This window comes from Paractinoplanes rishiriensis (assembly GCF_016862375.1).
Classification (GTDB): domain Bacteria; phylum Actinomycetota; class Actinomycetes; order Mycobacteriales; family Micromonosporaceae; genus Actinoplanes; species Actinoplanes rishiriensis.
On the sequence record NZ_BOMV01000034.1, the window covers coordinates 139239 to 165889 of the forward strand.

The 26651-nt window shown below is 70.7% G+C and carries 21 protein-coding genes and 1 pseudogene; 12 read left to right on the forward strand and 10 right to left on the reverse strand.

The window, feature by feature from the left end:
* Nucleotides 1-55 precede the first annotated feature (55 nt).
* The 4 genes from Ari01nite_RS15565 to Ari01nite_RS50910 all read right to left on the reverse strand — a co-directional run bounded on the left by Ari01nite_RS15565 (nucleotide 56) and on the right by Ari01nite_RS50910 (nucleotide 6651).
* Nucleotides 56-1489 (reverse strand): RICIN domain-containing protein, encoded by a 1434-nt coding sequence (locus tag Ari01nite_RS15565; protein ID WP_203781947.1) that lies wholly within the window; start codon nucleotides 1487-1489, stop codon nucleotides 56-58.
* Nucleotides 1490-1627: 138 nt separating this feature from the next.
* Entirely contained in the window at nucleotides 1628-2680 is a 1053-nt protein-coding gene (locus tag Ari01nite_RS15570; RefSeq protein WP_203781948.1) for a tartrate dehydrogenase, read from the reverse strand.
* Nucleotides 2681-2684: 4 nt separating this feature from the next.
* The gene (locus Ari01nite_RS15575; protein WP_203781949.1) at nucleotides 2685-4292 is read right to left on the reverse strand and encodes an SLC13 family permease; all 1608 of its coding nucleotides are present in this window, start codon (nucleotides 4290-4292) and stop codon (nucleotides 2685-2687) included.
* A 100-nt stretch (nucleotides 4293-4392) separates the two neighbouring features.
* Complete coding sequence (locus Ari01nite_RS50910) at nucleotides 4393-6651, reverse strand: rhamnogalacturonan lyase (RefSeq protein WP_203781950.1); 2259 nt, start codon at nucleotides 6649-6651, stop codon at nucleotides 4393-4395.
* Between the two features lie 184 nt (nucleotides 6652-6835).
* Between Ari01nite_RS50910 and Ari01nite_RS15585 the strand changes: the two genes are divergently transcribed.
* Nucleotides 6836-7591 (forward strand): SDR family NAD(P)-dependent oxidoreductase, encoded by a 756-nt coding sequence (locus tag Ari01nite_RS15585; protein WP_203781951.1) that lies wholly within the window; start codon nucleotides 6836-6838, stop codon nucleotides 7589-7591.
* Here Ari01nite_RS15585 and Ari01nite_RS15590 read toward each other — a convergent pair.
* From Ari01nite_RS15590 to Ari01nite_RS15600, 3 genes are all read right to left on the reverse strand, one after another.
* Complete coding sequence (locus Ari01nite_RS15590) at nucleotides 7588-8511, reverse strand: hypothetical protein (RefSeq protein ID WP_203781952.1); 924 nt, start codon at nucleotides 8509-8511, stop codon at nucleotides 7588-7590. The two genes, Ari01nite_RS15585 and Ari01nite_RS15590, sit on opposite strands and share 4 nt — an antisense overlap.
* 129 nt (nucleotides 8512-8640) lie before the next feature.
* Nucleotides 8641-10080 carry a family 43 glycosylhydrolase gene (locus Ari01nite_RS15595; protein ID WP_203781953.1) on the reverse strand — a complete coding sequence of 480 codons (1440 nt, stop codon included), beginning with the start codon at nucleotides 10078-10080 and terminating at the stop codon, nucleotides 8641-8643.
* A gap of 13 nt (nucleotides 10081-10093) precedes the next feature.
* Nucleotides 10094-11443, reverse strand: coding sequence for a glycoside hydrolase family 43 protein (locus tag Ari01nite_RS15600; RefSeq protein WP_239162782.1), 1350 nt, complete (start codon nucleotides 11441-11443; stop codon nucleotides 10094-10096).
* Nucleotides 11444-11570: 127 nt separating this feature from the next.
* Here Ari01nite_RS15600 and Ari01nite_RS15605 point away from each other — a divergent pair, with 127 nt between their 5' ends.
* The gene (locus Ari01nite_RS15605; RefSeq protein WP_203781954.1) at nucleotides 11571-12230 is read left to right on the forward strand and encodes a response regulator transcription factor; all 660 of its coding nucleotides are present in this window, start codon (nucleotides 11571-11573) and stop codon (nucleotides 12228-12230) included.
* 19 nt (nucleotides 12231-12249) lie between these two features.
* Nucleotides 12250-13656, forward strand: a complete 1407-nt coding sequence (locus tag Ari01nite_RS15610) for a sensor histidine kinase (protein WP_203781955.1) — start codon at nucleotides 12250-12252, stop codon at nucleotides 13654-13656.
* On the opposite strand, the gene Ari01nite_RS15615 is transcribed toward Ari01nite_RS15610, so the two are convergent.
* The gene (locus Ari01nite_RS15615; protein ID WP_275410853.1) at nucleotides 13646-14593 is read right to left on the reverse strand and encodes a TAXI family TRAP transporter solute-binding subunit; all 948 of its coding nucleotides are present in this window, start codon (nucleotides 14591-14593) and stop codon (nucleotides 13646-13648) included. The two genes, Ari01nite_RS15610 and Ari01nite_RS15615, sit on opposite strands and share 11 nt — an antisense overlap.
* A gap of 124 nt (nucleotides 14594-14717) precedes the next feature.
* Between Ari01nite_RS15615 and Ari01nite_RS15620 the strand changes: the two genes are divergently transcribed.
* From Ari01nite_RS15620 to Ari01nite_RS15650, 7 genes are all read left to right on the forward strand, one after another.
* Entirely contained in the window at nucleotides 14718-15347 is a 630-nt protein-coding gene (locus Ari01nite_RS15620) for a hypothetical protein (RefSeq protein WP_203781956.1), read from the forward strand.
* A gap of 164 nt (nucleotides 15348-15511) precedes the next feature.
* The gene (locus Ari01nite_RS15625; RefSeq protein ID WP_203781957.1) at nucleotides 15512-16699 is read left to right on the forward strand and encodes an ABC transporter substrate-binding protein; all 1188 of its coding nucleotides are present in this window, start codon (nucleotides 15512-15514) and stop codon (nucleotides 16697-16699) included.
* Between the two features lies 1 nt (nucleotide 16700).
* A complete protein-coding gene (locus Ari01nite_RS15630; RefSeq protein ID WP_203781958.1) occupies nucleotides 16701-17471 on the forward strand; it encodes an ABC transporter ATP-binding protein in 771 nt (256 codons plus the stop codon).
* Entirely contained in the window at nucleotides 17468-18133 is a 666-nt protein-coding gene (locus Ari01nite_RS15635) for an ABC transporter ATP-binding protein (protein WP_203781959.1), read from the forward strand. The genes Ari01nite_RS15630 and Ari01nite_RS15635 overlap by 4 nt, the downstream gene beginning before the upstream one ends.
* On the forward strand, nucleotides 18133-18972 hold the full coding sequence (locus tag Ari01nite_RS15640) for a branched-chain amino acid ABC transporter permease (RefSeq protein WP_203781960.1): 840 nt from the start codon (nucleotides 18133-18135) through the stop codon (nucleotides 18970-18972). Before Ari01nite_RS15635 ends, Ari01nite_RS15640 begins: the two co-directional genes overlap by 1 nt.
* The gene (locus tag Ari01nite_RS15645) at nucleotides 18972-19925 is read left to right on the forward strand and encodes a branched-chain amino acid ABC transporter permease (RefSeq protein WP_203781961.1); all 954 of its coding nucleotides are present in this window, start codon (nucleotides 18972-18974) and stop codon (nucleotides 19923-19925) included. The genes Ari01nite_RS15640 and Ari01nite_RS15645 overlap by 1 nt, the downstream gene beginning before the upstream one ends.
* Nucleotides 19926-19927: 2 nt before the next feature.
* Nucleotides 19928-21409, forward strand: a complete 1482-nt coding sequence (locus tag Ari01nite_RS15650) for an acyl-CoA synthetase (RefSeq protein ID WP_203781962.1) — start codon at nucleotides 19928-19930, stop codon at nucleotides 21407-21409.
* A gap of 445 nt (nucleotides 21410-21854) precedes the next feature.
* Here the strand turns inward: Ari01nite_RS15650 and Ari01nite_RS15655 are convergent, their stop codons facing one another.
* Both Ari01nite_RS15655 and Ari01nite_RS15660 read right to left on the reverse strand, forming a co-directional pair.
* The gene (locus Ari01nite_RS15655) at nucleotides 21855-22883 is read right to left on the reverse strand and encodes a polyprenyl synthetase family protein (RefSeq protein WP_203781963.1); all 1029 of its coding nucleotides are present in this window, start codon (nucleotides 22881-22883) and stop codon (nucleotides 21855-21857) included.
* Nucleotides 22880-24175 (reverse strand): ThuA domain-containing protein, encoded by a 1296-nt coding sequence (locus Ari01nite_RS15660; RefSeq protein ID WP_203781964.1) that lies wholly within the window; start codon nucleotides 24173-24175, stop codon nucleotides 22880-22882. Before Ari01nite_RS15660 ends, Ari01nite_RS15655 begins: the two co-directional genes overlap by 4 nt.
* 23 nt (nucleotides 24176-24198) lie before the next feature.
* Between Ari01nite_RS15660 and Ari01nite_RS15665 the strand changes: the two genes are divergently transcribed.
* Both Ari01nite_RS15665 and Ari01nite_RS15670 read left to right on the forward strand, forming a co-directional pair.
* Nucleotides 24199-24942, forward strand: a complete 744-nt coding sequence (locus tag Ari01nite_RS15665) for an AAA family ATPase (protein WP_203781965.1) — start codon at nucleotides 24199-24201, stop codon at nucleotides 24940-24942.
* Between the two features lie 410 nt (nucleotides 24943-25352).
* A pseudogene (locus Ari01nite_RS15670) lies at nucleotides 25353-26615 on the forward strand (M14 family metallopeptidase); the annotation flags it as partial.
* Nucleotides 26616-26651 lie beyond the last annotated feature (36 nt).

Below are 26651 nucleotides of genomic sequence, written 5' to 3' on the forward strand. Positions count from 1 at the left end.
CTCGCGTCGCCCAGGTTCAAGACCTGGGCGGCGCGGGGTTGGAAACTGGGATGGATCAAACCTGGGTGCGCGACCACTGCTGGTTGTTGCCGCTCCCGCACGTGTACTGCTGAATGTCGGCGCCGTCCGCGGTGTTCGCGTTGACCACGTCCAGGCATTTGCCGCTGTGCCGGGCCTTGATCTGGAAGTAGCTGCCGATCGCGGCCCACTGCCACTGCTGGTTGGTGCCGCTGCCGCAGGCGTACTGGATGATGTTGGCGCCGTCGGCGGTCGACGACGAGGCCACGTCCAGGCACTTGTTGCTGGTCTGGTTGACGATCCGGAAGTACCCGCCGCCGGCGTCCTGGAAGGTCCACTTCTGGTTGCCGCCGCCGTTCCAGGCGTACTGCTTGATCTCGGCGTTGTTGGCCTGCGAGCTGCTCACCAGGTCCATCACCTTGCCGCTGTTGCGGTTGTTGATCCGGTAGTAGGTGGCGGCGTTGCCGGTGACCGTGCCGGCCGCGGTGTCGATCGTGATCGACGGGTACCAGGTCAGGCTCATGCTGGTGTTGCTCGGGAACGAGATCGGCAGCCAGACGTAGGACGAGTCGTTGACCGGCCCGCTCCACGCGCCGGCCCAGCGGTCGCCCATGTAAAGGTAACTGGTGCCGTTCGAGCCCTGGATCGGCAGCACGTAGGTGGGCTGCGAGCCGAAGGTGGTGCCGTCGCCGACGTTGGTCCATCCGGTCCACGGGCCGGAGATGCTCGACGCGGTCGCGTACTTGGCCTGGTTGGGGCTCCAGCCGGTGGCGCCCGAGGTCAGCATGAAGTAGGTGCTGCCCCGCTTGAACAGGGCCGGCGCCTCCCGGTGCCCGCCGTCCCAGAAGTTGCCGACCACGCTCGCGACGTTCAGGTAGTCGCTGGTCAGCCGGTAGATCATCAGGTCGTAGTTCTCGTCGGCCGCCGAGATCATGTATGCCGTGCCGCCGTCGTTGTACAGCGTGATGTCCCGCGACATGTACGAGTTCTGCGGCCGGAAGCTGCCGTGATAGGTGTACGCGCCGTCGACCGTCGCCGACGACGCCACGGCCGCGCGCGCCTCGCCGTAGTCGCTGGCGTTCTCCTTGTGCATCCACATCACGTAGCGCCCGGTCGAGGCGTTGTAGATCACCTTCGGCCGTTCGATCTTGGCGCTGCCCAGGTCGCTCGCGGACGACTGGGTGAGCACGTTGTTGCGGAATTCCCAGGTCTTGAGGTCCGTGGAGCGATAGACCGACACGGCCCGGAAGGTGTCGTTGCTGTTCCGGTTCTCGCCGAACCAGTAGTAGTAGCTGCCGACCTGGAGGACGCCGCCGCCGTGCGCGTGCACGACGCCGCCGCTCGTGTCGGTGAACTGGGTGCCGTTGGTCACGGTGACCGGTGCCGCCTGGGCGGGCGTGCCGGCGACCGCCACCACACCGACGGCAACCATTACCGCAATCCCGAGCGACAGGATCGGCCTGGCTCTCATGATCGTCGTCCTTTCCTGCGGGTGCCCCGCCGATGACCATCGACCACCGGCGATGGCTGGGGGTAACACATTGGTAATGGATCCGGAACAGTTGTGAACAGCGCCGGAACACACTCATCCGCGAACGAAAGGAAACGATCAGCTTCCGGAAAGGTGGCCCACGACGGCCCGTACCGCAGCCGCCGTGTCCGCCTCGCCGCCCAGGTCACGTGTGCGGCCGGCCGGGTCGGCCAGCGACCGTTCCACGGCCCGCAGCACGTCAGCGGCCGCGGCCGGGTGCCCCAGATGTTCCAGCATCAGGGCGGCTGACCAGATGGCACCGACCGGGTTGGCCAGACCCTGGCCGGCGATGTCCGGCGCCGAACCGTGCACCGGCTCGAACATCGACGGGAAGGTCCGGGTCGGGTCCAGGTTGGCCGACGGGGCGATGCCGATACTGCCGGCCACCGCGGCGGCCAGGTCGCTGAGGATGTCACCGAAGAGGTTGGACGCCACGATCACGTCGAACCGGCCCGGCTGCAGCACCAGCTTGGCGGCGAGCGCGTCGATGTGCTCCCGGTCGGTGCGCACGTCCGGGAAGGCCGCGGCGCGCTCGGCCAGCACCTCGTCCCAGAACGGCATGGTGTGCACGATGCCGTTCGACTTGGTGGCCCAGGTCAGGTACGAGCGGCGGCCGCGGGCGAGGGTGAGCGCGTAGTCCGCGATCCGGCTTACCCCGGCCCGGGTGAAGACCGACTCCTGCACCGCCATCTCGTCCGGGAAACCGCGGTTGAACCGGCCGCCGATCTCGCTGTACTCGCCCTCGACGTTTTCCCGCACCACGACGAAGTCGACGGCTCCGGCGTCGCGCAGCGGCGACCCGACACCCTCGAAGACCCGGATCGGCCGCAGGTTCACGTACTGGCGGAAGGTGCGGCGGATCGGGATGAGCAGGCCCCACAGCGACACGTGGTCCGGTACGCCCGGCCAGCCGACCGCCCCGAGCAGGATGGCGTCGTAGGGCCGCAACTGCTCCAGGCCGCCGTCCGGCATCATCGCGCCGTGCTCCAGGTACCGCCGGCAGGACCAGTCGAAGTCGTCGTAGGCCAGCTCGATGCCGTGCCGGCGGGTGACCGCGTCGAGGACGGTGCGGGCGGCCGCGGTCACCTCCGTGCCGATGCCGTCGCCGGGCAGCACCGCGATCCGCTGCATCGGCTCAGCCCAGCCCGACGGCGGCCACCATGAGCGGCAACAGCAGCAGGATGAGGATCGCGCCCAGCACGTCGAAGGACGCCCCGGACCGGATCATCGTGGTGATCGGTACGACGCCGGACCCGTACACGATCGCATTCTGAGGTGTGGAGACCGGGAGCATGAAGCCGAACGATGCCGCGAACGTGGCGGCCAGCGCCGGGACCAGCGGGTTGATGCCGGCCGCCACCGCGATCGGGATGATGATCGGCACCACCACGGCGGCCGACGCGGTGTTGCTCGTGGTCTCCGACACCAGGATGGCCAGGACCACGGCGAACGCGGTGATCAGGAAGACGCTGCTCAGGCCGAGGGCCTCGGCGCTGGAGGTGCCGATCGTCTCGGCCAGGCCGGTGTCGGCCAGCAGCGAGCCGAAGATGATGCCGGTGCCGAACAGGATGATGGTGCCCCAGTCGATGCGGGCCGCGTCGCTCCAGTTCAGCGTGAACTCCCGGTCCCGCCACGAGGTGGGCAGCAGGAACAGCAGGGCCGCGCCGAACACCGCCACGACACCCTCGTCGAGGCGGTCGCTGATCGTCTCGTAGACGCCGGAGTCGGTGCCGGCGATCAGGGCGACGATGCCGGGAAAGATCCACAGGGTGACCGTGACGGCGAAGGCGATCACGGTGTTGCGCTCGGCGGGGGAGAACTTGCCGAGCTTGGCGCGCTCTGCCGCCACGTACTGTTCGACACCCTCGATCCGGCGGATCTCGGGCTTGTTGAGCAGCAGCAGGATCAGCGCCAGGACGACGAACATGCCCAGGCAGATCGGGGCCGCCATGGCCATCCACTGGGCGAACGAGATCCGCTCCCCGGTGGCCTCCTCGATCAGGCCGCGGCCGATCAGGTTGGGCGGGCTGCCGACCGGCGTCAGCAGGCCACCGACGCTGGCACCGTACGCCAGCATCAACATCAGCGCCGCACCCACCCGCAGCCGCGTCGGATCGAAGCCCTCGGCCACCAGGCCGCGGTCCTGCATCATCCGGGCGATCACCACGAGGATGCCGAGCGCGGTGGGCAGCAGCATGGCGACCGTCGCGGTGTTGGAGACGAACGCCGAGAGCAGGCAGGTGATGACGCCGAACGCGACGATCACCCGGGTGGTCGACTTGCCGACGCCGGGCAGGGACAGGATCCGGAACGCGAACCGGCGCGCGACGCCGTGCTTGAGCATGGCCTGGGCGAGGATGAACGCGCCGATGAACGTGAAGACGGTCGACGAGCCGAACGGTTCGAGCACGTCGTCGGCCGGCGCCACGCCGAAGATCACGATGAGCGCCACGCCGATCAGGCCGCCGATCGGGATCGGCACCGCCTCGGTCACCCACAGCACGATGACGCCGATCAGCAGGCCGCCGAGGACCTGCTGGCTGGGCGGGATGCTGAGCGGCAGGGCCAGGAAGATCAGCGTGATTACGGGGGCGAGGAACAACCCGACCGTGCGGCGGCCGCGCTCGAAGCGTTCCTCGGCCGGCGAAAGCTGTTGCTCGCCGAGGCTGCGGTAGGTGCCGCCGCCGAGCAGCCGGCGCTCGACGTCGCTGCGGGTGTCGGGTGCTCCCTCGGTGGTGGACATCGGCCCCTCCTCGCCAGTGACGCAGGTCACTCTCTTCACTGGCGAGCCTAAGGCCAAGGTCAGGGGGCCGCATCCGGACGGATACGGCCCCCGTCGCTTTCTAACGCAGTGGCACGCGCGCCCAGTCGGTGTCCGTCGCCAGGTAGAAGCTCGGGTACGACGGCTGGTTGTACGTGGTCTGCTGCCGCGCCACCTCGACCCGGTACTGCGGGTCGTGCATCAGCGTGTACAGCTTGTGCGCGGTCACCTCGGTGCTCAGGTAGATCCGGATCGCGGACGAGTCCGCGGTTCGCACCAGCAGTTCTTCGCGCCAGTCGCCGAAGATGTCGGCGATCAGGCCCGCATTGCCCTTGGTGCCGTTGTTGCTGCGGGTGCCCTCGGCGATCAGCAGGTTGCCCCGCTTCCAGTCGTCGATGGTCGGGGTGACCTCGAGCGCGCCGTTGAGGATCTGCGTGGTCAGGTCGGCCGCCCAGCGGATGCTCTGGTTGGTGCCGGGGATCGTGGTGGTCACCACCTCGCCCTTGGCGGTGTGCAGGCCGAGCGCCTCGGAGCCGCCGGGCATGCTCGCCCAGGACTCGATGCCGCGGTGCTCCGGCAGCACGTCGCCGACCATGGCGCGGCCGGTGTCCCGGCCCGAGTAGGTGCCGAACAGCACCTCGCCGGTGCGGGCGTCGCGCATGGCCATGCCGTACGGGGCGTAGGTGCCGCCCTCGTGCGACGTGAAGATCTCCAGGCCCGGGCGGTCCGGGTCGATGTCGGTGACGTGCATGGCGTCGCCGTGGCCGAGCCGTGCCGACTGGCCCGGGGTGGCGCTGCCCTCGGGCATCGTGGCGAACGAGGAGTAGAGCAGGCTGCCGTCGTCGTCCAGGGTGGCGCTGCCGTACACGATCTCCTGGCGGCCGTCCGCGTCCACGTCGGCGACGCTCAGCGAGTGGTCGCCCTGGGTGGTGATGGTGCCCCACTCCGGGCTGGTGCCGTCCCGGCCGTGCGGGCCGTCGTTGAACGGGTTGGTCATCGGCGTCCAGCCGCTGTCCACGAACCAGTTCTCGACCAGGCGGTGCCCGTTCCAGCGGTACGCGACCAGCGTGGTGCGGGTGTAGTAGCCGCGGGCGAAGATCGCCGACGGGTTGCGGCCGTCGAGGTAGGCCACGCCGGACAGGAACCGGTCGACCCGGTTGCCGGGCTCGATCCGGGCCATCGCGTAGTCGCCCCACATGAGGCCGTCGTCGTGCCGGCCGGGCTTGTAGTTGATGGTCTGCAACTCGCGGCCGGAGGCGCCGTCGAAGACGCTCAGGTACTCCGGCCCGTCCACGATGAAGCCCTGGAAGTTGCGCAGGACGTTGCGGGCGCTGCGGGCTGGCGCGTACACGTCCATGAAGTAGTCGGTGAGCGCCGCGGCGTCGGTGCGGCTCAGCGGGTACTGGTACTGCGGCGCGATGCCGAAGGCCTCCTCGATGGTCTTGGGCCAGCGGCCGGCCACCACCTCGGGGTGCTTGTCCCAGCCGAGGAACATCTCGACCACGTGTTCGTAGTAGCCGGCCGCGCTGAGCCGGTAGTCGTCGGCGTGCTTGACGCCGGCCTTCACGTCCGCCCGGGGCAGCGTGATGAACTTCTCGGACACCACCTTGCCGCTCTTCGCGTACCTGGTGATCTTGGTGCCGGGCGCGGTCTTGAACATCATCTCCGAGCGGCCGTCGCCGTCGAAGTCGTAGACCAGGAACTGCGTGTAGTGCGCGCCGGCCCGCACGTTGACGCCCAGGTCGATGCGGTGCAGCAGGGTTCCGTCCAGGCGGTACGTGTCGATGTACACGTTGCCGGTGTAGCCCACCTGGGAGACGTCCTTGGCGTTCGACGGGTCCCACTTGACGATGTATTCGTACTGGCCGTCGCCGTCCACGTCGCCGACGCTCATGTCGTTGGCCGAATATGTGTACGCCTCGCCGACCGGGGTGACGCCGTCCGCGGGCTTCTTCAGCGGCAGGTCGTAGTGCCCCGCGGCGGCCCAGGCGGTCACCGAGGCGCTGCGGGTGACCTCGCGGCCGCGGACCACCGAGGTGACCCGGTACTTCGCGCCGGCGGTGCCGCTCTTGTCCAGGTAGTTGGTGCTGTCGGTGACCGTGGCGATCTTCTTGCCGTCCCGGTAGACGTTGAAGTTCGCGCCGGTCAGCCCGGTGGCCGAGGACCCGGTGGCCTCGTGCTTGAGCAGCCGCCAGCTGAGGAACGTGCCCTCGCTGGTGCCGGTGGCGACCAGGCCGCGGTCGAGCTTCTCGAGTTCGATGCCGTGCCGGCCGCCGAACTCGGGCGCCGGTGCGGCGCTGGCTGCCGGCCCGGTGGCCAGCAGGGCGCCGACGCATGCCACGGCGAGGCATGCCTTCGGTAAGCGTGTATTACGAGGACGCATCTCGGGGTTCTCCTCGTCGAGGATTACATGGCGGTTCGAGGGCGCCTAGGAAAGCGCTTGCCGCAGAGTTTGTATCGACCAGGTTCTCTGGTCAACGGTTTCCGGCGAGTAAATGGATCGTTTCAGAGAATCGAGGACCGTCATGCGAGGACTGCGAGGAAAGCGCATTCTGGTGGCCGGTGCGGCAACCGGCATCGGCGCGGCCACGGCCGCCCGCCTGGCCGAGGAGGGCGTCCGGCTCTTTCTGGGCGACATCAACGAGGAGGGGGTACGCGGGACAGCCGAGCGAACCGATGCCGGCGTGGCCCGGTTCGACCTGGCCGACGCCGATTCGGTAGCCGCGCTGGTGGCAGCCGCCGTCGAGCACCTCGGCGGCCTGGACGGGGTGGCCAACGTGGCCGCCGACCTGTCGCCCGGCACGCTCGGCAACGACACGGCACTGGTGGACCTCGACGTGGCGGTCTGGGAGCAGACGCTGCGGGCCAACCTGCTCGGCTTCGCCCTGGTCGGCAAGCACGCGATCCCGCACCTGATCGCGGCCGGCGGCGGTGCCGTGGTGAACACGTCGTCCGCGGCGTCGTGGGCCGGCGAGCCGGTGCGCCCCGCGTACGCGGCCTCGAAAGCCGGCATCAACGCACTCACCCGGCACATCGCCAGTGCCTACGGCAAGGACGGAGTCCGCGCCAACAGCGTCAGCCCCGGCGCGGTGCTCAGCGAGACCGCGCTGGCCACGATGAGCGCCGAGTTCCAGGCCCGGATGCTGGCCGCGGTGACCGTGCCCCGGCTGGGCCAGCCGGACGACCTGGCCGCGACCATCTGCTACCTGCTCAGCGACGACGCGTCCTGGGTGAGCGGCCAGGTGTGGACCGTCAACGGCGGCGGCGGGTTCCGCGATTAGTTCCACACCGGCAGCGGCTGGCCGGGGACCTTGCGTTCCAGGTATTGCAGGACCTTGCGGCAGTCCAGGTTGGGGGAGTTGTAGTCGTTGCCCTGCACCGCCTCCAGCAGCGGGCGGCCGCCGGCCAGCTGGTCGTCCTCGTGGTGGCAGGTCAGCCGGGTGTCGACGGCGGACTGCGGGATGCGCATGAGGTAGCGGGTGTCGGCGTGCAGCACCGTCACCCACTCCTCGGTCTCGGCGATCGGATAGCCGACGAACCGGCTCTCCGGCACCACCCGCAGCTGGTTGCGGTCGTCGGTCATCCGCTGGGTGTAGGAAACCGCGGGCGTGTTGAGCAGGAACGCCTGCGCCGACACCCACGGTGCGTCCAGGCTGTGCATGAACTGGAACGCCAGCGCGGCCGTGCCCAGGTACACGACGGACAGGCCCTGCCAGCCGGCCAGCGTCTGCCGGCGTCGCACCACCTGTTCGTCGGTGGACCGGGCCCACCGGCGCCGGTAGCGCCGGACCACCATCTCCACGCCGATCGCGAGCAGCACCACGGCCAGCCCGCGTTTCAGGTAGGTGAAGGGCGACGCCAGCGCCGTCACCACCACGACGATGATGACCAGCGGCCACAGCGCCGGCTGGATGCGCGCCCGGTACCGGACCGCGAACCAGACGGCGCCCAGCGCCACCGCCGGCAGCACGTAGTAGGCGTAGATGGTCACGGTGCCGAGCGCCACCTGCACCGGCGTCGCGGCCAGCAGCCCGGTCGTGGTGGTCAGCGAGTAGTGCGCGACGCCGTAGATCTTGATGAGGAACAGCAGCAGGAGCAGCGCCGAGCCGACCGCCAGCACCTCCCGGGTGCTGACCCGGCCGGCCGGGGCCGGGGGTGCGGGCTCCTCCACCGGGCGCGGGACCTCGGCCCGGTTGGTCACGACGTGTGGACGGGAACGCCTTTTCGGTTGCGCCATCGCGGGTGCAGCCCTTCGGTGAGGTTCGCCGCCCTCAGCGTAGGGACGAGACGCAACGGGGCGCCCGCGGCGGGCGCCCCGTTGCCGACGGGCTTATTCGAGGATGAAGGTGGCGTCGGCGCGGCCCACGTCGTCCGATACGGCCTGTAGCTGCACCAGGTTGCTGGCGTGCCGGATGTAGCGGCCGGCGAAGTTGACCGACTCGAACGAGACCGCGGAGCTGGAGGCCAGGCCGGCCCGGCGCATGAAGCTGGCGTCGGCGCGGAACAGCGCGGTGTTGTCGTTGCGCTCGACCCACATCTCGTTGTTCTTGTGGCGCAGGTAGTAGCCGGGGAAGTTGGTCGACTCCAGCGAGACGCTGCCGCCGCCGTTGAGGCCGGTGACGATCTTGAACTGCGAGTCGGCCAGGGTGGCCACGTTGGCCTCCAGCCGGGCCCGGTACTCCCAGTGCCGGATGAACTGGGTCGGGTAGTTGTACGACTTGAGCCGCACCGGGTGCGCGCCGTCGGGGACCGGGATGCCGAAGTTCGGGGTGCCGTCGGCGTTCCAGTACAGCTTCTGGATCCGGGTGCGCCGGTTCGGGTCCTTCAGCGGGTCGCCGCTGATGTTCTGGTAGCTGCGGTCGTGGTAGACCAGGATGTCGCTCTGGCCGTCCTCGGAGACGGTGAACGAGTTGTGCCCGGGGCCCCACTGGCCGGTGTTCGCGTTGCTGACGAAGACCGGCGTCGGGGTCTTGGTCCAGGAGGACGCGCTGAGCAGGTTGGCGGTGCTGCTCGCGGTGAGCAGGCCGAGGCAGTAGTTGGCGTCGGTGGCGCTCGCCGAATACGTCATGAAGATCCGGTTGTTGCGCTGGATGACGATCGGGCCCTCGTTGACCTTGACGCCACCGCGCATCTCCCAGTCGAGGGTCGGCACCGCGAGCCGGACCGGGGTGCCGGTGATCGTCCACGGGTTGGTCATCCGGGCGATGTAGATGTTGGAGTTGGTGGCGATGCCCGGCTCGGACTGGGCCCAGATCAGGTAGCGCACGCCGTTGGCCACGAAGGTCGAGGCGTCCAGCGAGAACGTCTCCCAGGCGGTCCTGATCTGGCCCCGCTCGGTCCAGGTGGCGGTCAGCGGGTTTGATCCGGTGCCCTCCAGCACGTACATCCGGATCGCCCAGATGTTGTTGGTGGCGCCGGCGGCGAAGTACACGTACCACTTGCCGTCGATGAAGTGGATCTCCGGCGCCCAGATGTGCGCGCCCATGATGCCGCTGGAGTGCTTACGCCAGATCACCGTCTCGGCGGCGCTGGACAGGCCCTGCAGCGTGGTGGACCGGCGTAGCACCAGCCGGTCGTACTCCGGCACCGTCGCGGTCATGTAGTAGTAGCCGTCGGTGTGCTTGTAGATGTGTGTGTCGGCCCGCTGGCTGACCAGCGAGTTCGTGTACGAGACGGCGGGTGAGGCGGCGGCCGGCGGGATGAACAGCAGACTGGCGACGAGCGCCGAGACGAGTGTCCCGGCGAGGAGCCAGGCGCGGCGGAAACGCATGGGTTCAGGCCTTTCAGGCAAGCGGGGAGGCGACGGTGAAGGAGGCGTCCGAGTTGAACGTGGAGCTGTTTTCGCGCAGGTCGATCCGCAGCTCGTAGTTGTAGTGCCGCAGGTACCGGCCCGGGTGGTTGTACGACTCGAAGGAAACCGTGGAGCCGCCGGCCAGCCCGGTGCGGCCGCAGAATGTGGCGTCACCGCGGAAGATGGCCGAGTTGTCGTTCGCGGCCAGGCCGACCCGCATGTTCGCGTGGCGCAGGTACGAGTTGGTGAAGTTGACCGACCGGAACGAGTAGCAGTTCGCGTTGGCCAGCCCGGCCACCACGGTGAACGTGGCGTCCTGGCGGGCGGCGGCGGCGCTGGTGCTGCTCACCACCTCGACGTAGCCGAGGCTGTTGCGGTGCCGCACGTAGCGGTCCGGGAAGTTCGCCGACCGGAACGACCGGTTGCCGGTGGGCACGGCGTACGTGTCACCGGCGTTCTCGCGCAGCACCGTGAAGTGCCGTGCGCTGCCGGACAGGCCGCTGCCCAGCTCGACCTTGGCGCCGAACGTGTTCAGGTTGCTGCTGTCGGCGTAGTAGTAGCGGCCCGCGCCGTACTGGTCGAAGTAGAGCCGCCAGTTCCCGTTCGGCAGCTGGGTGACCGCGGGACCCTCGAGACCCGAGCCCCAGCCGGCCCAGTTGCCGGTGCCGGTGAACGTCCACGGCCCGGTCAGCGAGGTCGCGGTGGCGTGCTCGATGTACTTGGTGGTCTCGTTCTTGAGGAAGTTGTGGTAGGTCGAGCCGAGCTTGACCACGTGGCTGTCGATGTAGTTGGCCGGGATGCCGAGCAGCGCCGGGGAACTCCAGGCGGACAGCGCGCTGTCGGTCGCGGTGATCCGGTACGGCCGGAACTGTCCCGCGGTGCCGGTGGTCGACGCCGAGAAGATCACGTGCACGCTGCCGTCGGAGTCCCGGAACCACTCGGGCGCCCAGGTGCTGCCGGTCGAGCCGTTCAGCCCGACCGTGACGTTGCGCAGGAAGGTCCAGGTCACGTAGTCGGCGCTGCGGGCGAAGCCGATCGTGTTGCCGGTCCAGTTCGTGGTGTAGACGAGGTAGTAGTAGCCGTCGGTGTGCCGCAGCACGCTGGGGTCGCGCACCAGGCCGCTCGGCGGGGTGTAGGCGTTGCTGCGGACCAGGTTCCACGAGGTCGCGTCGGATGACGTGTAGACGTACATGTTCGATTCGCTGCTGTTGGTGAACGCCGTCATCACGTAGTGCGGCGCGGGCCCCGCGGCGTGCGCGGCGGTGGGTGCGAGGACGACGGAGGCGGCTGCGGTGACGCCGGCGAGGAGGAGAGCGGCACCGTATCTGCGGGTTCTGGTCACTGGGGGGCGGACCTTTCCGGCGGCCTGGTTGTTAACGTTAACAAACCAGTGGTGAAGCTGAATTCTTCACATGCGTGCAACGAGCTGTCAACACCTTCGTATTCAGCACCATGGGTTACTGTGCGGCGTGCGGATTCTGCTCGTGGAGGACGACCTCCGGGTGGCCACGGTCATGGTCTCGATGCTGCAAAGACGGGGGTACGACGTGGAGCACGCGGCCACCGCGACCGCGGCGCTCGAGGCCGCGCCGTGCGACCTCGTCCTGCTCGACCTGAACCTGCCCGACGGCGACGGCCTCGACGTGTGCCGCACCCTGCGGGCCCGCAGCGACCAGCTGGGCATCATCGCGGTGACCGCCCGGGCCGAGGAACGCGACCGGGTGGCCGGCCTGCGCATCGGCGCCGACGACTACGTGGTCAAGCCGTTCTCGATGGCCGAGCTGGAGGCCCGGATCGAGGCGCTGCTGCGGCGCAGCGTGCGGCACTCCCGGCCGGCCGGCGACGTGGTCGAGGTCGGCCCGCTGCGCATCGACCACGGCGCCCGCACGGTCCGGCTGGACGGCGAGCCGGTCGCGCTGACCCGCAAGGAGTTCGACATCCTCGCCTCGCTGGCCCGGCAGCCCGGCGCCGCGCTGACCCGCGAGCGGATCATGCTGGACGTCTGGCAGACCACCTGGTCCGGCAAGCACACCCTGGAGGTCCACGTGGCCGCGCTGCGCGCCAAGCTCGGGCGGCCCGAGCTGGTGCAGACGGTGCGCGGCGTGGGCTACCGTTTGCACACCGGTTGATCGGTGGCAGGGGGCGGTCGTGCGCAGGCGGCTGGTGAGCACGTACCTCCTCTTGCTGTGCATGGTGCTGGTCGCCCTCGAGGTGCCGCTCGCGGTCGCGCTGACCAACCGGGAGACCGAGCGGGCGGTGGCCGACCGGCTCGCCGACGCCACCCGCTTCGCGTCGCTCGCGGCGCCGGCCATCCGCAGCGGCGAGCGCGCCGCCCTCACCGACGAGCTGCGCCGCTATCACGAGCTGTACGGCATCGGCGTGCTGCTGGTCGACCAGGACCAGCAGGTGCTCAGCGAATTCGGCAGCCCGGTGCCCGACCCGGACGTGACCGCCGCGGCGATCCGGGTCGCGCTGGCCGGCCGCCAGGTGGCCACCCCCGAGACGCTCTGGCCGTGGCAGCAGGATCCGCTGGTGGTGGCGGCGCCGGTCAACGACGGCGGCGCGGTGCTCGGGGTGGTGCTGACCGCCTCGCCGACCGACCGCAACCGCCGCGCCGTGGTCGCCGACTGGCTGATCCTGACCCTGGTCGGGGTGGTCGCGGTGGCCGCCTGCCTGACCGCGGCGCACCGGCTGGCCGGCTGGGTGCTGCGCCCGGTGACCACGCTCGACGGAGCCGCGCACGAGATCGCGGCCGGCGACGACGGTGCCCGGGTGCCGCCCGGCCTCGGCCCACCCGAGTTACGCCGGCTGTCGGCGAGCTTCAACGAGATGGCCGACGCGGTGGCGACAGCCATGGAGCGGCAGCGCTCGTTCGTGGCGCACGCCAGTCACCAGTTGCGCACCCCGCTCACCGTGCTGCGGCTGCGCATCGAAGACCTGGGCAGCCGGCTGCCGGAGGGCGACCTGCGCGACGACCACGAGGGTGCGCTGGCCGAGACCGACCGGCTGGCCGACGTGTTGAACGGCCTGCTCGCGCTGGCCCGGGCCGAACGCGGCAAGCACCAGGTCGTGGTGGTGGACGCCGCGGCGCTGGCCCGCGAGCGCGCCGACGCCTGGACCCCGCTGACCGCGCGGCGCGGGATCGCCCTGAGCACCGACCTGCCGGACCGGCCGATGCCGGCCCGGCTGGTGGCGACCGCGCTCGACCAGGCGCTGGACGCCCTGCTCGACAACGCGCTCAAGTTCACCCCGGCCGGCGGCCGGGTCGAGGTGTGCGTCGCGGCCCGCGACGGTGGGGTCGAGGTGACCGTCCGGGACGACGGTCCGGGCCTGAGCGTCGAGCAGTGTGCCCTGGCCACCGAACGGTTCTGGCGGGCGCCGACCGCGCAGAATGTGGACGGCGCCGGGCTCGGCCTGTCGATCGTCGCGGTGCTGGTGGAGGCGTCCGGCGGCTGCTTGACCCTGGAGCCGGCGAGCGCGGCGGGCGGCCTCGCGGCCCGCGTCTGGTTCCCGGCCGCGCCGGCTCAGCTCACCGCCGACCGCGTTACGGTTTGACCGAGCGGTAATACCGGGCCGCGCCCGTATGCAGCGGCACCGGCAGCGTGGCGATCGCCGCCCGCAGGTCGAGCCGTTCGGCCGCCGGATGAGCGGCGGCCAGCGCGTCGCGCCGCTCCAGCAGCAGCCTGGTCAGGTCATACGCCAGGTCGTCGTCCATCTCGGCCGACACCACCAGCAGGTTGGGCACCGCGATGGTGGCCACGGCCGGCATCTGGTAGGCCGAGGTGGGCACGTCGCGCACCACGTACACGTCGCTGTACCGGCTGCGCATGTCGGCCGCCCACCGGGACAGGTCGACGATCCGGAAGGCGCCCAGCTTGGTGAGCTGCTGGATGCCAGCCACCGGCAGCCCGCCGGAGAAGAAGAAGGCGTCGATCTCGCCGCTGTTCAGCGCCCGCACCGAGTCGTCCAGGCTGAGTTCGCGCCGGTCGAGCACGCCGGGCCCGAACAGGCCGGCCACGGTCAGCAGCCGGCCCACCGTGACCACCGTGCCGGAGCCGCGGGCACCCACCGACACCCGCTTGCCGCGCAGGTCGGTCAGCGTCCGGATCGGGCTGTCCGCGGGGACCACCAGGTGCAGCAGGTCGTCGTAGACCCGGGCCAGCGCGACCAGGCCGGTCACCGACTGGTCCTCGATGATCAGCACGTCGGCCTGGGTGAACCCGATCTCGGCGGCGCCTCGGTTGATCAGCTGGACGTTCTCGGCCGAGGCCGCGGTGGACAGCACGCTCGCGTCGGTGCCGGGCAGTTCCTGCTCGATGACGTGGGCGAACGCGGTGCCGACCGCGTAGTAGACGGCGGTGGGGCTGCCGGTCGCGATGCGGATCTGCCGGGAGGGTTCCCGGCCGTCGACACACCCGGTGACGGCCAGCAGCATCACCAGAGCGACGAGGGCCGCGCTGCGCACCCGTCGTCGTCGTGGGTGGAGGGTCACCGTTTTCCCTAAGCAGGCCGGACGCGGTCCGCGCAAGTTTCCCTCAAGTCCGGGCCCCGGGTGTACCCGCCGAACGGTCCGATCGGCGACGGTGTGGGTTACCCGTGGGGAAGGGGAACCGACGATGAACCACGCTCCGGCCCGCACCGTCGTACTCGCCCGGGCGCTGCCCGCGGCCTTCGAAGCGGCGTGCCTGCTGCACTGCGCGGACGTCAGCGCGGCCGGCCGGCGCCGCGCGGAACCGCCTACGCCCACCACCGGCGCCGCCGAATTCGACCAGCCGCCCGCCGCGACCCGGCTGACCTGGCTGCTCACGGCGCTCGGCTACGACGCCACCCAGGAGCAACTCTCCGGGGGCGGCCGGCGCCAGTACCACCTCCAGCGGGTAGTGCTGCCCGACCCGCAGCGGATCCCGGCCGACCGGATGCTGGGCACCGCCTGGCGGCAGGGCCGGCTGGTGCTGCTGCAGGCCGAGACGCTGGGCGCCTCCGCGCTGCGGCACGCCCAGCGGGCCACCCTGGCGCACGCCGCCTGGCGGGCCGCGCTGCTGGCCGGCGGCCGGCGCCGGCGCGCCGACATGATCGGGGTGAGCCTCGGCGACCAGGAGATGGCCGCGGTGCTGGTGCGGGCCGCCCGCCTGGTCGGGGTGACCGCCGAGGTGACCCGGCGACCGGGCTGCCTGATCGTGGCGATCCCGCCGGCCGCGGCGTCCTTCCTGATGGCGACGCGCCTGCCCACCGCGATCCCGGCCTGACGAACGTCCCCGGCGAGCCAGTCACGGGGGCTTGGCTCGCCGGGGGAACTTCGGCTACGCGGACGGTGCCGCAATATTCGGCGAAATATTGACGGCCGTGACGGACAAGCCTAACTTCGGTGACAGCTCCGGCCACACACCGCACTGCGTACACGGAGGTACTCGTGCGTCGTTCTGTGCCGTTCCTCGCCGTCCTCGCCCTCACCATGACCGCCGCCGGGTGCGGCTCCGACGAAGGGTCCGGCACCGGGTCCGAACCCCTCCGCATCGGGCAGATCGTGTCGCTGACCGGCAACTATTCGCCGCTGGGCAGCGAGAACAAGAAGTCCGTCGAGCTCGCCGTGGAGCGGATCAACCAGGCCGGCGGCGTCCTCGGCCGGCAGGTCCAGCTCACCGTCCGCGACGACAAGAGCCAACCGGACCAGTCCGTGCTCGCCTTCAACGACCTCAAGAACGACTCGGTCGCGATCATCGGGTCGCCGTTCTCGAACTCCGCCCTCGCCACCATCCCGCTGGTCGACCGGGAGCGGATCCCCTACGTCTCGCTCACTCCCGCCGATGAGCAGATCAACCCCGTGCACCCGTACGTCTTCGTGGTCCCGGCCACCTCGGCCACCTACGCGGACCGGATCCTCCAGCACTACCAGGCGGCCGGGCAGACCAAGGTTGCCGTCGCCTACGACACCCGCAGCTCGTACGCGGTGGCCGGCTACAAGGGCATGCAGGCCAAGGCCGGCCAGTACGGGATCACGCTGGTCGCCGAGGTGAAGTTCGAGACCACCGCGACCGAGTTCGGCGCGGTCTTCGCCGGCGCGCGGTCGGCGGGCGCGCAGGCGCTGACCGTCTGGGCCACCGGGGCGCCCGCGGTCGCGCTGACCAAGCAGTATGCGGCCACCGGCCGGCCGCTCCCGCTGATGCTCACCGGCGCGCAGGCCAGCAAGCTGTTCCTCGATCCGGCCGGGACGGCGGCCGAGGGCGTGACGGTGGCCAGTTCGATCGGCGTGGTCGGCTCGTACCTGCCGGCCGGGCCGCAGAAGCAGGCCGTCGACGAGCTGACCACGGCGTTCCAGGGAAAGTACGGCTACCCGCCGCCGCAGTTCGCCCAGGACGGCTGGAGTGGCGTGAAGCTGCTGGTCGCGGCCCTGGAGAAGGCCGGCGGCACGGACCGGGACAAGGTCCGCGACGCGCTCGAAGGGCTCGGCCTGACCACGCCGAACGGCAGATATGCGTACTCGGCCACCGATCACAGTGGCCTCAAGGCGGAGTTCATCGCGGTCAACACGGTCACCAAGGGTGCGTTCGTGCCCACCGCCGAGACCCAGAAGCAGCTTGCCGGCCTGACCGGGAACTGACGTGGCGCCGCTGCTCAGCCTGCGCGGGACGACCCGCTCGTTCGGCGGCGTCTACGCCGTCCGCGACGTCGCGCTCGACCTCGCGGACGGCGAGCTGCGCGGCCTCATCGGACCCAACGGCGCCGGCAAGTCCACGCTGTTCAACCTGATCGGCGGCCAGTTGCGCGCCGACCGCGGCACGGTGACGCTGGCCGGCCGCCGGATCGACCGGCTGCCGCCGCACCGCCGGGCCCGGCTCGGCGTCGCGGTGGTGTTCCAGGGCGCCCGGATCTTCCCGGGCCTGACCGCCCGGGAGAACGTGATGGTCGGCGCGCACGCCACCACCCGGGCCGGCTTTGTGGCCGGGGCGCTGCGGCTGCCCGCGCACCGCCGCGAGGAGCGCGAGATCCGGGACCGCGCCGACGAGTGCCTCGACCGGGTCGGCCTGACCGGCTGGGCGGAACGCGCCGCCGAAACCCTGCCACTCGGCCAGCAGCGCGCCCTCCAGCTGGCCCGCGCGCTGTGCGCCCGGCCGCGCCTGCTGCTGCTCGACGAGCCGGCCTCCGGCCTGCGCGCGCCGGAACGGGCCGCGCTCGCCGACCTGGTCACCGCGCTGCGCGCGGACGGCCTGTCGATCATCCTGGTCGAGCACGACGTCGCCCTGGTCACCCGCCTGGCCGACCGGATCACGGTGCTGGACCTGGGCGAGGTGATCGCGGAGGGGACGGCCGGCGAGATCCGCGCCGACCCGCGGGTGATCGAGGCGTACCTGGGCAGCGAGGCGCGGGTATGACCACAGTCCTGGAGATCCACGATCTGGTCGTGCGCTACGGGGCCGCGACGGCACTCGACGGGGTCAGCCTCACGGTGGGTGCGGGCGAGATGGTCGCGCTCGTCGGGCCGAACGGGGCCGGGAAGACCACGCTGGTCAAGACCGTGTCCGGGCTGGTGCGGCCGGCCGCGGGCACGGTGTCGGTGAGCGGCCGGCTGGCGCAGGTGCCCGAGGGGCGGGAGGTGTTCGGCGACCTCAGCGTCGACGACAACCTGCGGCTCGGCGGCTGGCGCAACGGGCGGCGCGGACGGGACACCACCGCCGTCTACGAGCTGCTGCCCGGCCTGCAACGGGTGCGCGGGCAGAAGGCCGGCCGGCTCTCCGGCGGCCAGCAGCAGATGGTCGCGGTCGGCCGGGCGCTGATGGCGCGGCCGACGATCCTGGTCGTCGACGAGCTGTCGCTGGGCCTCGCGCCGGTGGTGGTCGACGACCTGGTGCGGCACCTGGCCGAGCTCAACCGGGAGCAGGGTCTCGCGGTCCTGCTGATCGAGCAGAACGCCCGGCTCGCGCTGCACCTGTGCGGCCGCGCCTACGTGCTGGAGGCGGGCCGGGTGGTGGCCGAGGGTGCCGGCCTGGACCGCGACCACCGGGTGATGGCCGCCTACCTGGGCGGGGCGGCCTGATGCTCGGCTACGTGGTCACCGGGCTCGGCGTCGGTGCCGGCTTCGCGCTGGTCGGCATCGGGCTGGTGGTCATCTACCGGGTCACCAACGTGGTCAACTTCGCCCAGGGCGCGTTCGCGGTGCTCGGCGCCATGCTGGCCGGGTCGCTGCTGTCGGCCGGGCTGCCGCACGGGCTGGCCGAGGTGACCGCGGTGCTGGCACTGGCCGCGATCGGCGCCGGGGTGGGCCTGGTCGCCATCGGGCGGCCCGGCACGGACCCGCGGACCTCGCTCATCGTCACGCTCGGGCTCGGCGTCCTCGCGTACGCCGTCGAGGTTTTGATCTGGGGTGATCAGCCACGGTCCTTCCCGGGGCTGGCCGGCTCGATCGAGATCGCCGGCACCCCGGTGCAGACCCACTATCTGCTGATCATCGGTGTCACGATCCCGGTGTTCCTGCTGGCCGCGCTGTTCTTCGCGCGCACCGACCTGGGCAAGGCGCTGTCCGCGTGCGCCATGAACCCGTACGCCGCCCGGGTGGTCGGCATCGACGTGCGGCGGATGGGGCTGATCGCGTTCGCGCTCGGCGGAGCCTTCGGCGCGCTGGCCGGCGTGCTGGTGACCCCGGTGCAGCAGGTGACGTTCGACAGCGACGTGGTGCTGATCGTGAACGGCTTCGCGGCGGCCATCCTGGGCGGCCTGACCCGGCCGGCGGTGACCCTGGCCGGCGGCCTGCTGCTCGGCGTCGCGCAGACGGTGATCTCCGGTCTCGGCGGCGGCGCGTTCCGGCTCGAGGTGGCGCTGGTGCTGATGCTCGCGGTGATGGTGGCCCAGGCCGGGCGCGCCGGAAGGGTGGCCTGATGCTTCGCCGAGTCGCCCCCATCGGGTTCGTGCTGGTGGCGGCCATCGCGGTGCCGCCGCTGCTGAGCCGCAGCCAGCTGGCCGTTTTCATCCTGCTCGGCGTGGCGGCCACGGTCACCGTCGGGGTCTCACTGCTGATGGGGTACGCCGGGCAGGTCACCCTCGGTCAGGCCGCGTTCCTGGCGATCGGCGCCTACACGGCCGGGCTGCTCGCGGTGCACGGCGTGCCGACCCTGCTCGGGCTCGCCCTGGCGCCGCTGGTCGCCGCGCTGGCCGCGGCCCTGATCGGGGCGCCGCTGCTGCGCCTGCGCGGCCACCACCTGGCCTTCGCCACGCTGGCCGTACAGCTGATCCTGCTCTCGCTGCTGTCCCAGGGGGACTGGGCCGGCGGCGCGATCGGCCTGCAGGGCATTCCGCGGCTGTCCGTGGGCGGCCACGAACTCGCCGGCGACGTCGGTTACGCGTACCTGGCCTGGGGTGCTCTGGTCCTGGTCATGCTGATCACCGCGAACCTGGTGGCCTCCCGCTCCGGTCGTGGCCTGCGAGCCCTGGCCACGGGCGAGATCGCGGCGGCGGCCAGCGGCGTGCCGGTCGGCCGCTACCGGCTGACCGTGTTCGCACTGTCGGCGGCGTTCGCGGGCCTGGCCGGCGGCATCTACGCGTACTACGTCGGCTACCTGGCGCCCGGCTCGTTCCCGGTGCTGCTGTCCATTGAGTACGTGGTGATGGCCGTGGTCGGCGGCCTGGGCACCACTTTCGGCCCGGTGCTCGGCGCCACCGCGGTGGTCCTGCTGGTGCAGGTGCTCAACCACCTCGGCACCCAGCCCGGCATGCCCGGCTACGCACCGGCAGTGTTGTCCTACGCTGTGTATGCGCTGGTCCTGGTGCTGGTGGTGCTCTACCTGCCGCGCGGCGTGGTGCCCGCGCTCACGTCCTGGCGGAAGGGGCGGTAGTCGTGCACAACTGGGGTCTCGGATCCTGGCCGCTGCGCCGGGCGCGGATGTCGCCGGACCGGGTTGCCGTCATCCAGGGCGAGCGCTCATACACGTACCAGGAAATGCTGGAAAGGTCTTTGCGGGTTGCCCACGCGCTGGCCGCCCACGGGGTGCGCGCCGGATCGCGGGTCGCCTACCTGGGACCGAACCACCCGGCCTTCCTCGAGGTGATGTTCGGCGCGGGCCTGCTGGGTGCGATCTTCGTGCCGCTGAACACCCGGCTGGCCGCGCCGGAACTCGACTTCATCCTCGCCGACAGTGGCGCGTCGGTGCTGGTGTGGGCGCCCTCCCACGAGGCGGTGGTGGCGCAGCTCGCCGCGCCGGTAACCCTGCTGCCGCACGGTTTCGCGGCGGACGCCCCGGCGACGCCGCTGGACTCGCCGGTCGGGCCCTCCTCGACGGCGATGATCCTTTACACGTCGGGGACCACCGGGCGGCCCAAGGGCGTCATGCTCACCCACGACAACCTGGCCTGGAACACCGTCAACCTGCTGCTCGACGTGGACCTGACCAGCAGCGAGGTGACGCTGGTGAGTGCGCCGATGTTCCACGTGGCGGCGCTCAACCAGACCGTGCTGCCGACGTTCTGCAAGGGCGGAACGCTGGTGCTGGTCCCGGCGTTCGACCCGGCCGAGACGCTGACGCTGATCGCCCGGCATCGGGTGACGTACCTGTTCGGGGTGCCGGCGATGTTCGCGGCGATCGCCCGCTCACCGGGCTGGTCCAGCGCGGATCTGTCGTCGGTGCGGTCGCTGATCTGCGGGGGAGCGCCGGTGCCGGCACCCCTGATCGAGATCTATCAGCGGCGCGGGCTCACGTTCATGCAGGGGTACGGGCTGACCGAGGCGGCGCCCGGGGTGCTGTTCCTGCGCGCGGACCAGAGCGCGGCGAAGGCGGGTTCCGCGGGGACGCCGGCCTTCTTCACAGACGTGCGGCGGGTGGCGGTGGACGGTTCGGCGGCTCCCTCAGATGCGCCCGGTGAAATCCTGGTGCAGGGGCCGAACGTGATGGCCGGCTACTGGAACCGGCCCGCCGACACGGCCGCAGTCCTGGACGGCGACGGCTGGCTGCGGACCGGCGACATCGCGGTGGCCGATCCGGATGGCTGCCTGTACGTGCGCGACCGGGTCTCCGACATGTTCATCTCGGGCGGCGAAAACGTGTATCCGGCCGAGGTGGAGAGCGCCCTGTTCGAGCATCCCGAGGTGGCGGAGTGCGCGGTGTACGGGGTGCCGGACGAGCGCTGGGGCGAGGTGGGATGCGCGGTGGTGGTCCCACGGCCGGGCTGCTCGCCGGATTCTTCGGGTTTGCTGGCCTTCCTGGATGGCCGGATCGCCCGCTACAAAATCCCGAAGTCGGTGGTGTTCGCAACGGAATTGCCCCGGACGGCGTCGGGCAAGGTGCTTAAGAGCCGCTTGCGGGGCAGCTCCGGCCCCGCCTGAATGCCCGATTTGATCGAGAGTGCAATTCGTCTTAAGTGGCGCCCGGTGGGTGTTTCCAGTTCTCGATATTGTTGAATTGTTGTTCGGTGCGGTCGCGAATTCGACATCATTCCTCGGCGCGCGGGTGGGTGGGTGGTGCGGGGCAGCGTTTCAGGCGCGCGATGGCTCGGGCTCGCCGCTCCAGCCTCGATCCTGCTGATCTGGTGTCTCTGGATGGCGGGTAATCGACGAGATCGGGAAGCTGGGCGCGCTTTTCTGCGATCTTGTCGAACTGGTGTCTTTGGGTGGCGGTATTCGACAGCACGTAGAATGTGATTCGCGCGGTCGAATTTCGGTCCTCTGACTGGGTGGTGAATGGCGGGTAGGCTGATTTCGCCGGGTCGGATCGAATGCGTCCGGGCGTTGCCGGGCCGGGGCGGGGCGCGGTGCGGCGGGGCTGGGCCGGTCAGTGCTCGCGGCTTACTGCGGCTGCGGCCAGGGCGGACAGGGCCTCTCGGACGGGAGGGAGTAGCGGGATCTCGGCCAGGGCGGCTCGGGCCGCCTCGGCGCGGGTGGCGATCATGTGTTCGGTTTGGGAGAGGGCTCCGGTGGCGACGATGATGGTGCGCAGTTCGTCGGCTCCGGTACGGTCCAGGGTGGGGTCGCCGAACAGGGCTTCCAGGCGGGCCTTCTGTGCGGGGGTGGCGGCCTCGCGGGTCAGGGCCATCATCACCGTGGGTTTGCCCTCGCGCAGGTCGTCCAGGGTGGATTTGCCGGTGGTTGCGGGGTCGCCGAAGACGCCCAGGATGTCGTCGCGCAGTTGGAAAGCGTCGCCCAGCGGGTCGCCGAAGGCGGTGAACGCGGCGTCCAGGGCGGGGGAGCCGCCGGCCAGCCTCGCGCCTATCTGGAGTGGCCTCGTCACCGTGTAGCGGGCGGCCTTCATGCGGATCACGGTCAGGGCTCCGGCCACCGAGCCGTCGCCTGCGCCGGAGACCAGGTCCAGGTACTGGCCGCCGATCACCTCGGTGCGCATCCGGGCGAACGTGCCGTAGGCGGCCTGGATACGGCCGGCGGGCAGGCCGCACTCGTGGAACATCTGCTCGGCCCACGCGGCGCACAGGTCGCCGCACAGCAGGGCGGTGTTGCGGCCGAAGGCGGCCGGGTCGCCGCGCCACGCCTGGCGGGTGTGCACGTCGGCGAAGCGGCGGTGCAGGGAGGGTTCGCCGCGGCGGCGGTCGCTGCTGTCGATGATGTCGTCGTGGATCAGGGCGAACGCGTGGAACATCTCCAGCGCGGCGGCCGCGGTCACCACCTCGGGGCAGTCCTCGCCGCCGGCGGCCCGCCAGCCCCAGTAGCAGAACGCCGGGCGCAGGCGCTTGCCGCCGGCCAGCACGAAGCTGCGGACCGTGTCGAGGGCGCCGTCCGGCCACTTCGGGCCCTGGCGGTCCAGGAAGGTGTTCAGTGCGGCGTCTACGCGGTGCCGGAGCGCGGTCATCGGCGGCCGCAGGCGGGCAGTTCGGCGACCCGGATGTTGCGGAAGGCGACCTGGTCGGCGGGGCCGTGGTTCTGCAGGCCGAGGTGGCCGTCCAGGCCGCGGGCCGGGTCGGTGCCGGTGAAGTCGTTGATCAGTACGCCGTTGAGGTAGACCCGCAGACGCGGGCCCTCGACCCGGATCTCGAACGTGTTCCACTCGCCGGGCGGGTTCAGCACCGCGTCCCGGGCCGCCCGGTCGGCCGCCTGGAAGCCGTAGATCGCGCCGGTGGTCCGGTCCGGGGCGTCGCTGGCGTCGATCTGTATCTCGTAACCCTGGTTGACCGCGACCCACGGGTCGTCGCCCGGATCGGGGAAGCCGACGAAGATGCCCGAGTTGCTGTCGTCGGTGACGCGCCAGTCCGCTTTCACCGCGTAATCGGTGAACGGCCTGGTCGCGTACCATAAAAGACCCATGCCACCCACCGAGCTGAAGGTGCCGTCAGTGATGGTGAAACTGCCCGGTCCGGCCTGCCGCCAGCCGTCGGTGAGCGCGGCATAGCCGGTCTCGGGCCGGCAGTCCGCGTGCGCGCGGGCGGCCGCATATCTGATGCCGCCGAGCAGGTGAGAGCGAAAATCCGGTTCCGTGTACGACGCGGCGGTGTGCCCGAATCCGGTGTAGAACGCGCGCCCCCGGTCGACGGTGTGGCACCACGCGATCGGGTGGTCGGCGCCCATCGTGCCGCCGGTGTAGGAGCTCTCGTCGAGCGTGGCCAGCACCTGGACGGCGCTGCGCGGGTTGGTGCGGTAGTTGTACAGCTCGTCGGTGCGGGTCCAGACGCGCGGCAGGTGCGCGGTGGCCGGATGCGCCCGGTTCGTCACGTGCGCGTCGGCCCGCTGGATCTCGGGATGCCCGGCGAACCAGGCACCGACCAGCCGTCCGTAGAACGGCCAGTCATACTCCGTGTCGGCGGCCGCATGAACACCCACAAAACCACCCCCTGTGCGGATGTACGCCTCGAAGGCCGCCTGCTGGTGCACGTCGAGCACATCGCCGCTGGTGCTGAGGAAGACCACGGCCCGGTAGCGCGCCAGGTTGTCCGCCGTGAACGCGCTCGCGTCCGGCGCCTCGGTGACCGTGAACCCGTGCGCGGCGCCCAGGTCGCGGATGGCCTGCACGCCGGCCGGGATCGACTCGTGTCGGTACCCTGTGGTCTTGGTGAAGACGAGGACGGCATAGTCGCTGCCCGCGCCCGCGGCCGGTATCGCTCCGGCGGCGAGGCCGATCGAGACAGCGCCGGCGAGAAGTCTGCGCATGAGTAGAGCGTATGTTCGGCGGCGTGGAAGTGCGGAGTAGCGCGAGGACCGCCGGCGCCCGGCCGGTACGCCGGATCGAGCGCGACCCGGCCGCCGAGTGGGACGACAGTGCCTGGTGGGCGCGCATTCCGGCGATCCGGACGGTGCTCGGCACGGGACTCGATCTACCGGCCGGCGTGACATTCCTGGTGGGCGAGAACGGCTCCGGCAAGTCGACGCTGATCGAGGGACTGGCGCAGGCGTACGGCCTCAACCCGGAGGGCGGCTCCCGCGGCGCCATGCACCGCACCCGCCCGACCGAGTCACCGCTGGGCGGCGTGCTGCGGCTGGTGCGCACGCCCGGCCGGCCCACGAACGCGTACTTCCTGCGGGCGGAGACCACCCACGGGCTCTACACCTACCTGGAGGATCTGCCCGAGTCGCCGGACCAGGACCTGCACGACCGCAGCCACGGCGAGGGTTTCCTGGCTTTACTGGAACGCAAATTCCGGCGGCCGGGGTTCTACCTGCTGGACGAGCCGGAGTCGGCGCTGTCGTTCACGTCGACGCTCCGGCTGATGACACGGTTGTCGGAGCTGGCCGCGGCGGGTGCGCAGGTGGTGGTGGCTACTCACTCGCCGGTTTTGACGGCGTTGCCGGGGGCGGCGGTGCTGGAACTGGGGGAGGAAGGGATTCGGCGGCGGGAGTGGGGGGAGCTTGCGGTGGTGGATCACTTCCGGCGGTTCCTGGCGCGGCCGGAGAGGTATCTGGGTCACGTGCTGGACTGACCGGGGACGCGGAACTCGAACAGGTGAAGGCCGGCGTGGCCGCCCACGGCGAGCAGCCGCCCGCAAGGGCTCCAGGCGCAGGTGCGCGCCTCCGCCGCGATCCGCATGTGGGCGAGAGCCTCGCCCCGTGCCGGCAGCGCGAATCGTGGCCGACCGTCCCGGACCGGTCCAGGCGGAGCCGGCCACCGCCGCCACCACGAACAGCGCATTCCGCAGCCATCGATGCACGCGTACCGCCAAGGCCTTGAATCCATGGAAGCGGAGCACCGCAATGCCGGGAATCGACTGAACCGGGGAGGCTCATCACACCGAAATGAGGTATCCATTGGCATGGCCGAATTGATTGCTCTCGAAACACGGCGGGTGGTGGGGTGGTAGCACCAACATCCCCCCTTCTGCGGAGGTCGTTCATGAGACGACGCACCACCGTGGCCCTCGCCGTCCTGCTGCTCGCCGCGACCGCCGGGCTCACCGGCACCGGGACGGCCAGCGCCGCGCCCGCCGGCGAGCAGACCGCCGGCCAGTATGAGGTGCTCGACGTACGCAGCCTGGCGAAGCGGAACGCGATCGCCCGCACCGGCGTGGCGATCGACGGTGTCGAGCACGGCATCGCCACGATCACCGCGACCAGCGCCGAGGTCCGGTCGCTGCAGCGGCTCGGCTTCACGGTGCAGCCGGTGCTGACCACGCTGGACTTCCCGCCGGCCGACGCGGCGTTCCACAACTACAGCGAGATGGTCACGGCGGTGAACCAGGCCGTCGCGGCGTATCCGTCGATCGCCCGCAAGATTTCCGTGGGGCGCTCGCACGAGGGCCGGGACATCGTGGGCGTGAAGATCTCCGACAACGTGGCCACCGACGAGGCCGAACCCGAGGTGCTGTACGACGCCGGGCACCACGCCCGCGAGCACCTCACCGTGGAGCAGTCGATCTACCTGCTGAAGCTGTTCACCGGCAGCTACGCGACCGACAGCCGGGTCAAGAGCATCGTGGACAGCCGGGAGATCTGGATCATCCCGCAGGTCAACCCGGACGGCTCCGAGTACGACATCGCGACCGGCAGCTACCGGTCGTGGCGCAAGAACCGGCAGCCGAACAGCGGCTCGTCGAACGTGGGCACCGACCTGAACCGTAACTACGGCTACCGCTGGGGCTGCTGCGGCGGCTCGTCCGGCACCACCTCGTCGGCGACCTACCGCGGTCCGTCGGCGTTCTCGGCGCCGGAGACCCGGGCGATCCGGGACTTCGTGAACAGCCGGGTCGTCGGCGGCGTGCAGCAGATCAAGGCGGCCATCGACTTCCACAGCTACTCGCAGCTGGTGCTGTGGCCGTTCGGGCACACCACGGCCAACACCACGACCGGGATGACCGCGGACCAGTACAACGTGTTCTCGACGTTCGGCCGGCAGATGGCGGCGACCAACGGCTACACGCCGGAGCAGTCCAGCGACCTGTACATCACCGACGGGGACTCGCTCGACTGGCTGTGGGGCACCCACAAGATCTTCGCGTACACGTTCGAGTTGTACCCGGGCAGCGCGTCGGGCGGCGGCTTCTACCCGCCGGCCAGCGTGATCAACCGGGAGACCTCGCGCAACCGGGAGGCAGCCCTGTTGCTGGCCGAGGTGGCCGACTGCCCGTACAAGGTGATCGGCAAGCAGAGCACGTACTGCTGAACCGGGCCGGACGGGATGGTGGGAAACCGCCAT

Bases quoted from the DNA above. Each gene is read 5' to 3' on its own strand.
- Ari01nite_RS15565 (WP_203781947.1), bottom strand. From the start codon at position 1,489: ATGAGAGCCAGGCCGATCCTGTCGCTCGGGATTGCGGTAATGGTTGCC.
- Ari01nite_RS15570 (WP_203781948.1), bottom strand. From the start codon at position 2,680: ATGCAGCGGATCGCGGTGCTGCCCGGCGACGGCATCGGCACGGAGGTG.
- Ari01nite_RS15575 (WP_203781949.1), bottom strand. From the start codon at position 4,292: ATGTCCACCACCGAGGGAGCACCCGACACCCGCAGCGACGTCGAGCGC.
- Ari01nite_RS15585 (WP_203781951.1), top strand. From the start codon at position 6,836: ATGCGAGGACTGCGAGGAAAGCGCATTCTGGTGGCCGGTGCGGCAACC.
- Ari01nite_RS15595 (WP_203781953.1), bottom strand. From the start codon at position 10,080: ATGCGTTTCCGCCGCGCCTGGCTCCTCGCCGGGACACTCGTCTCGGCG.
- Ari01nite_RS15620 (WP_203781956.1), top strand. From the start codon at position 14,718: ATGAACCACGCTCCGGCCCGCACCGTCGTACTCGCCCGGGCGCTGCCC.
- Ari01nite_RS15635 (WP_203781959.1), top strand. From the start codon at position 17,468: ATGACCACAGTCCTGGAGATCCACGATCTGGTCGTGCGCTACGGGGCC.
- Ari01nite_RS15640 (WP_203781960.1), top strand. From the start codon at position 18,133: ATGCTCGGCTACGTGGTCACCGGGCTCGGCGTCGGTGCCGGCTTCGCG.
- Ari01nite_RS15645 (WP_203781961.1), top strand. From the start codon at position 18,972: ATGCTTCGCCGAGTCGCCCCCATCGGGTTCGTGCTGGTGGCGGCCATC.
- Ari01nite_RS15655 (WP_203781963.1), bottom strand. From the start codon at position 22,883: ATGACCGCGCTCCGGCACCGCGTAGACGCCGCACTGAACACCTTCCTG.
- Ari01nite_RS15660 (WP_203781964.1), bottom strand. From the start codon at position 24,175: ATGCGCAGACTTCTCGCCGGCGCTGTCTCGATCGGCCTCGCCGCCGGA.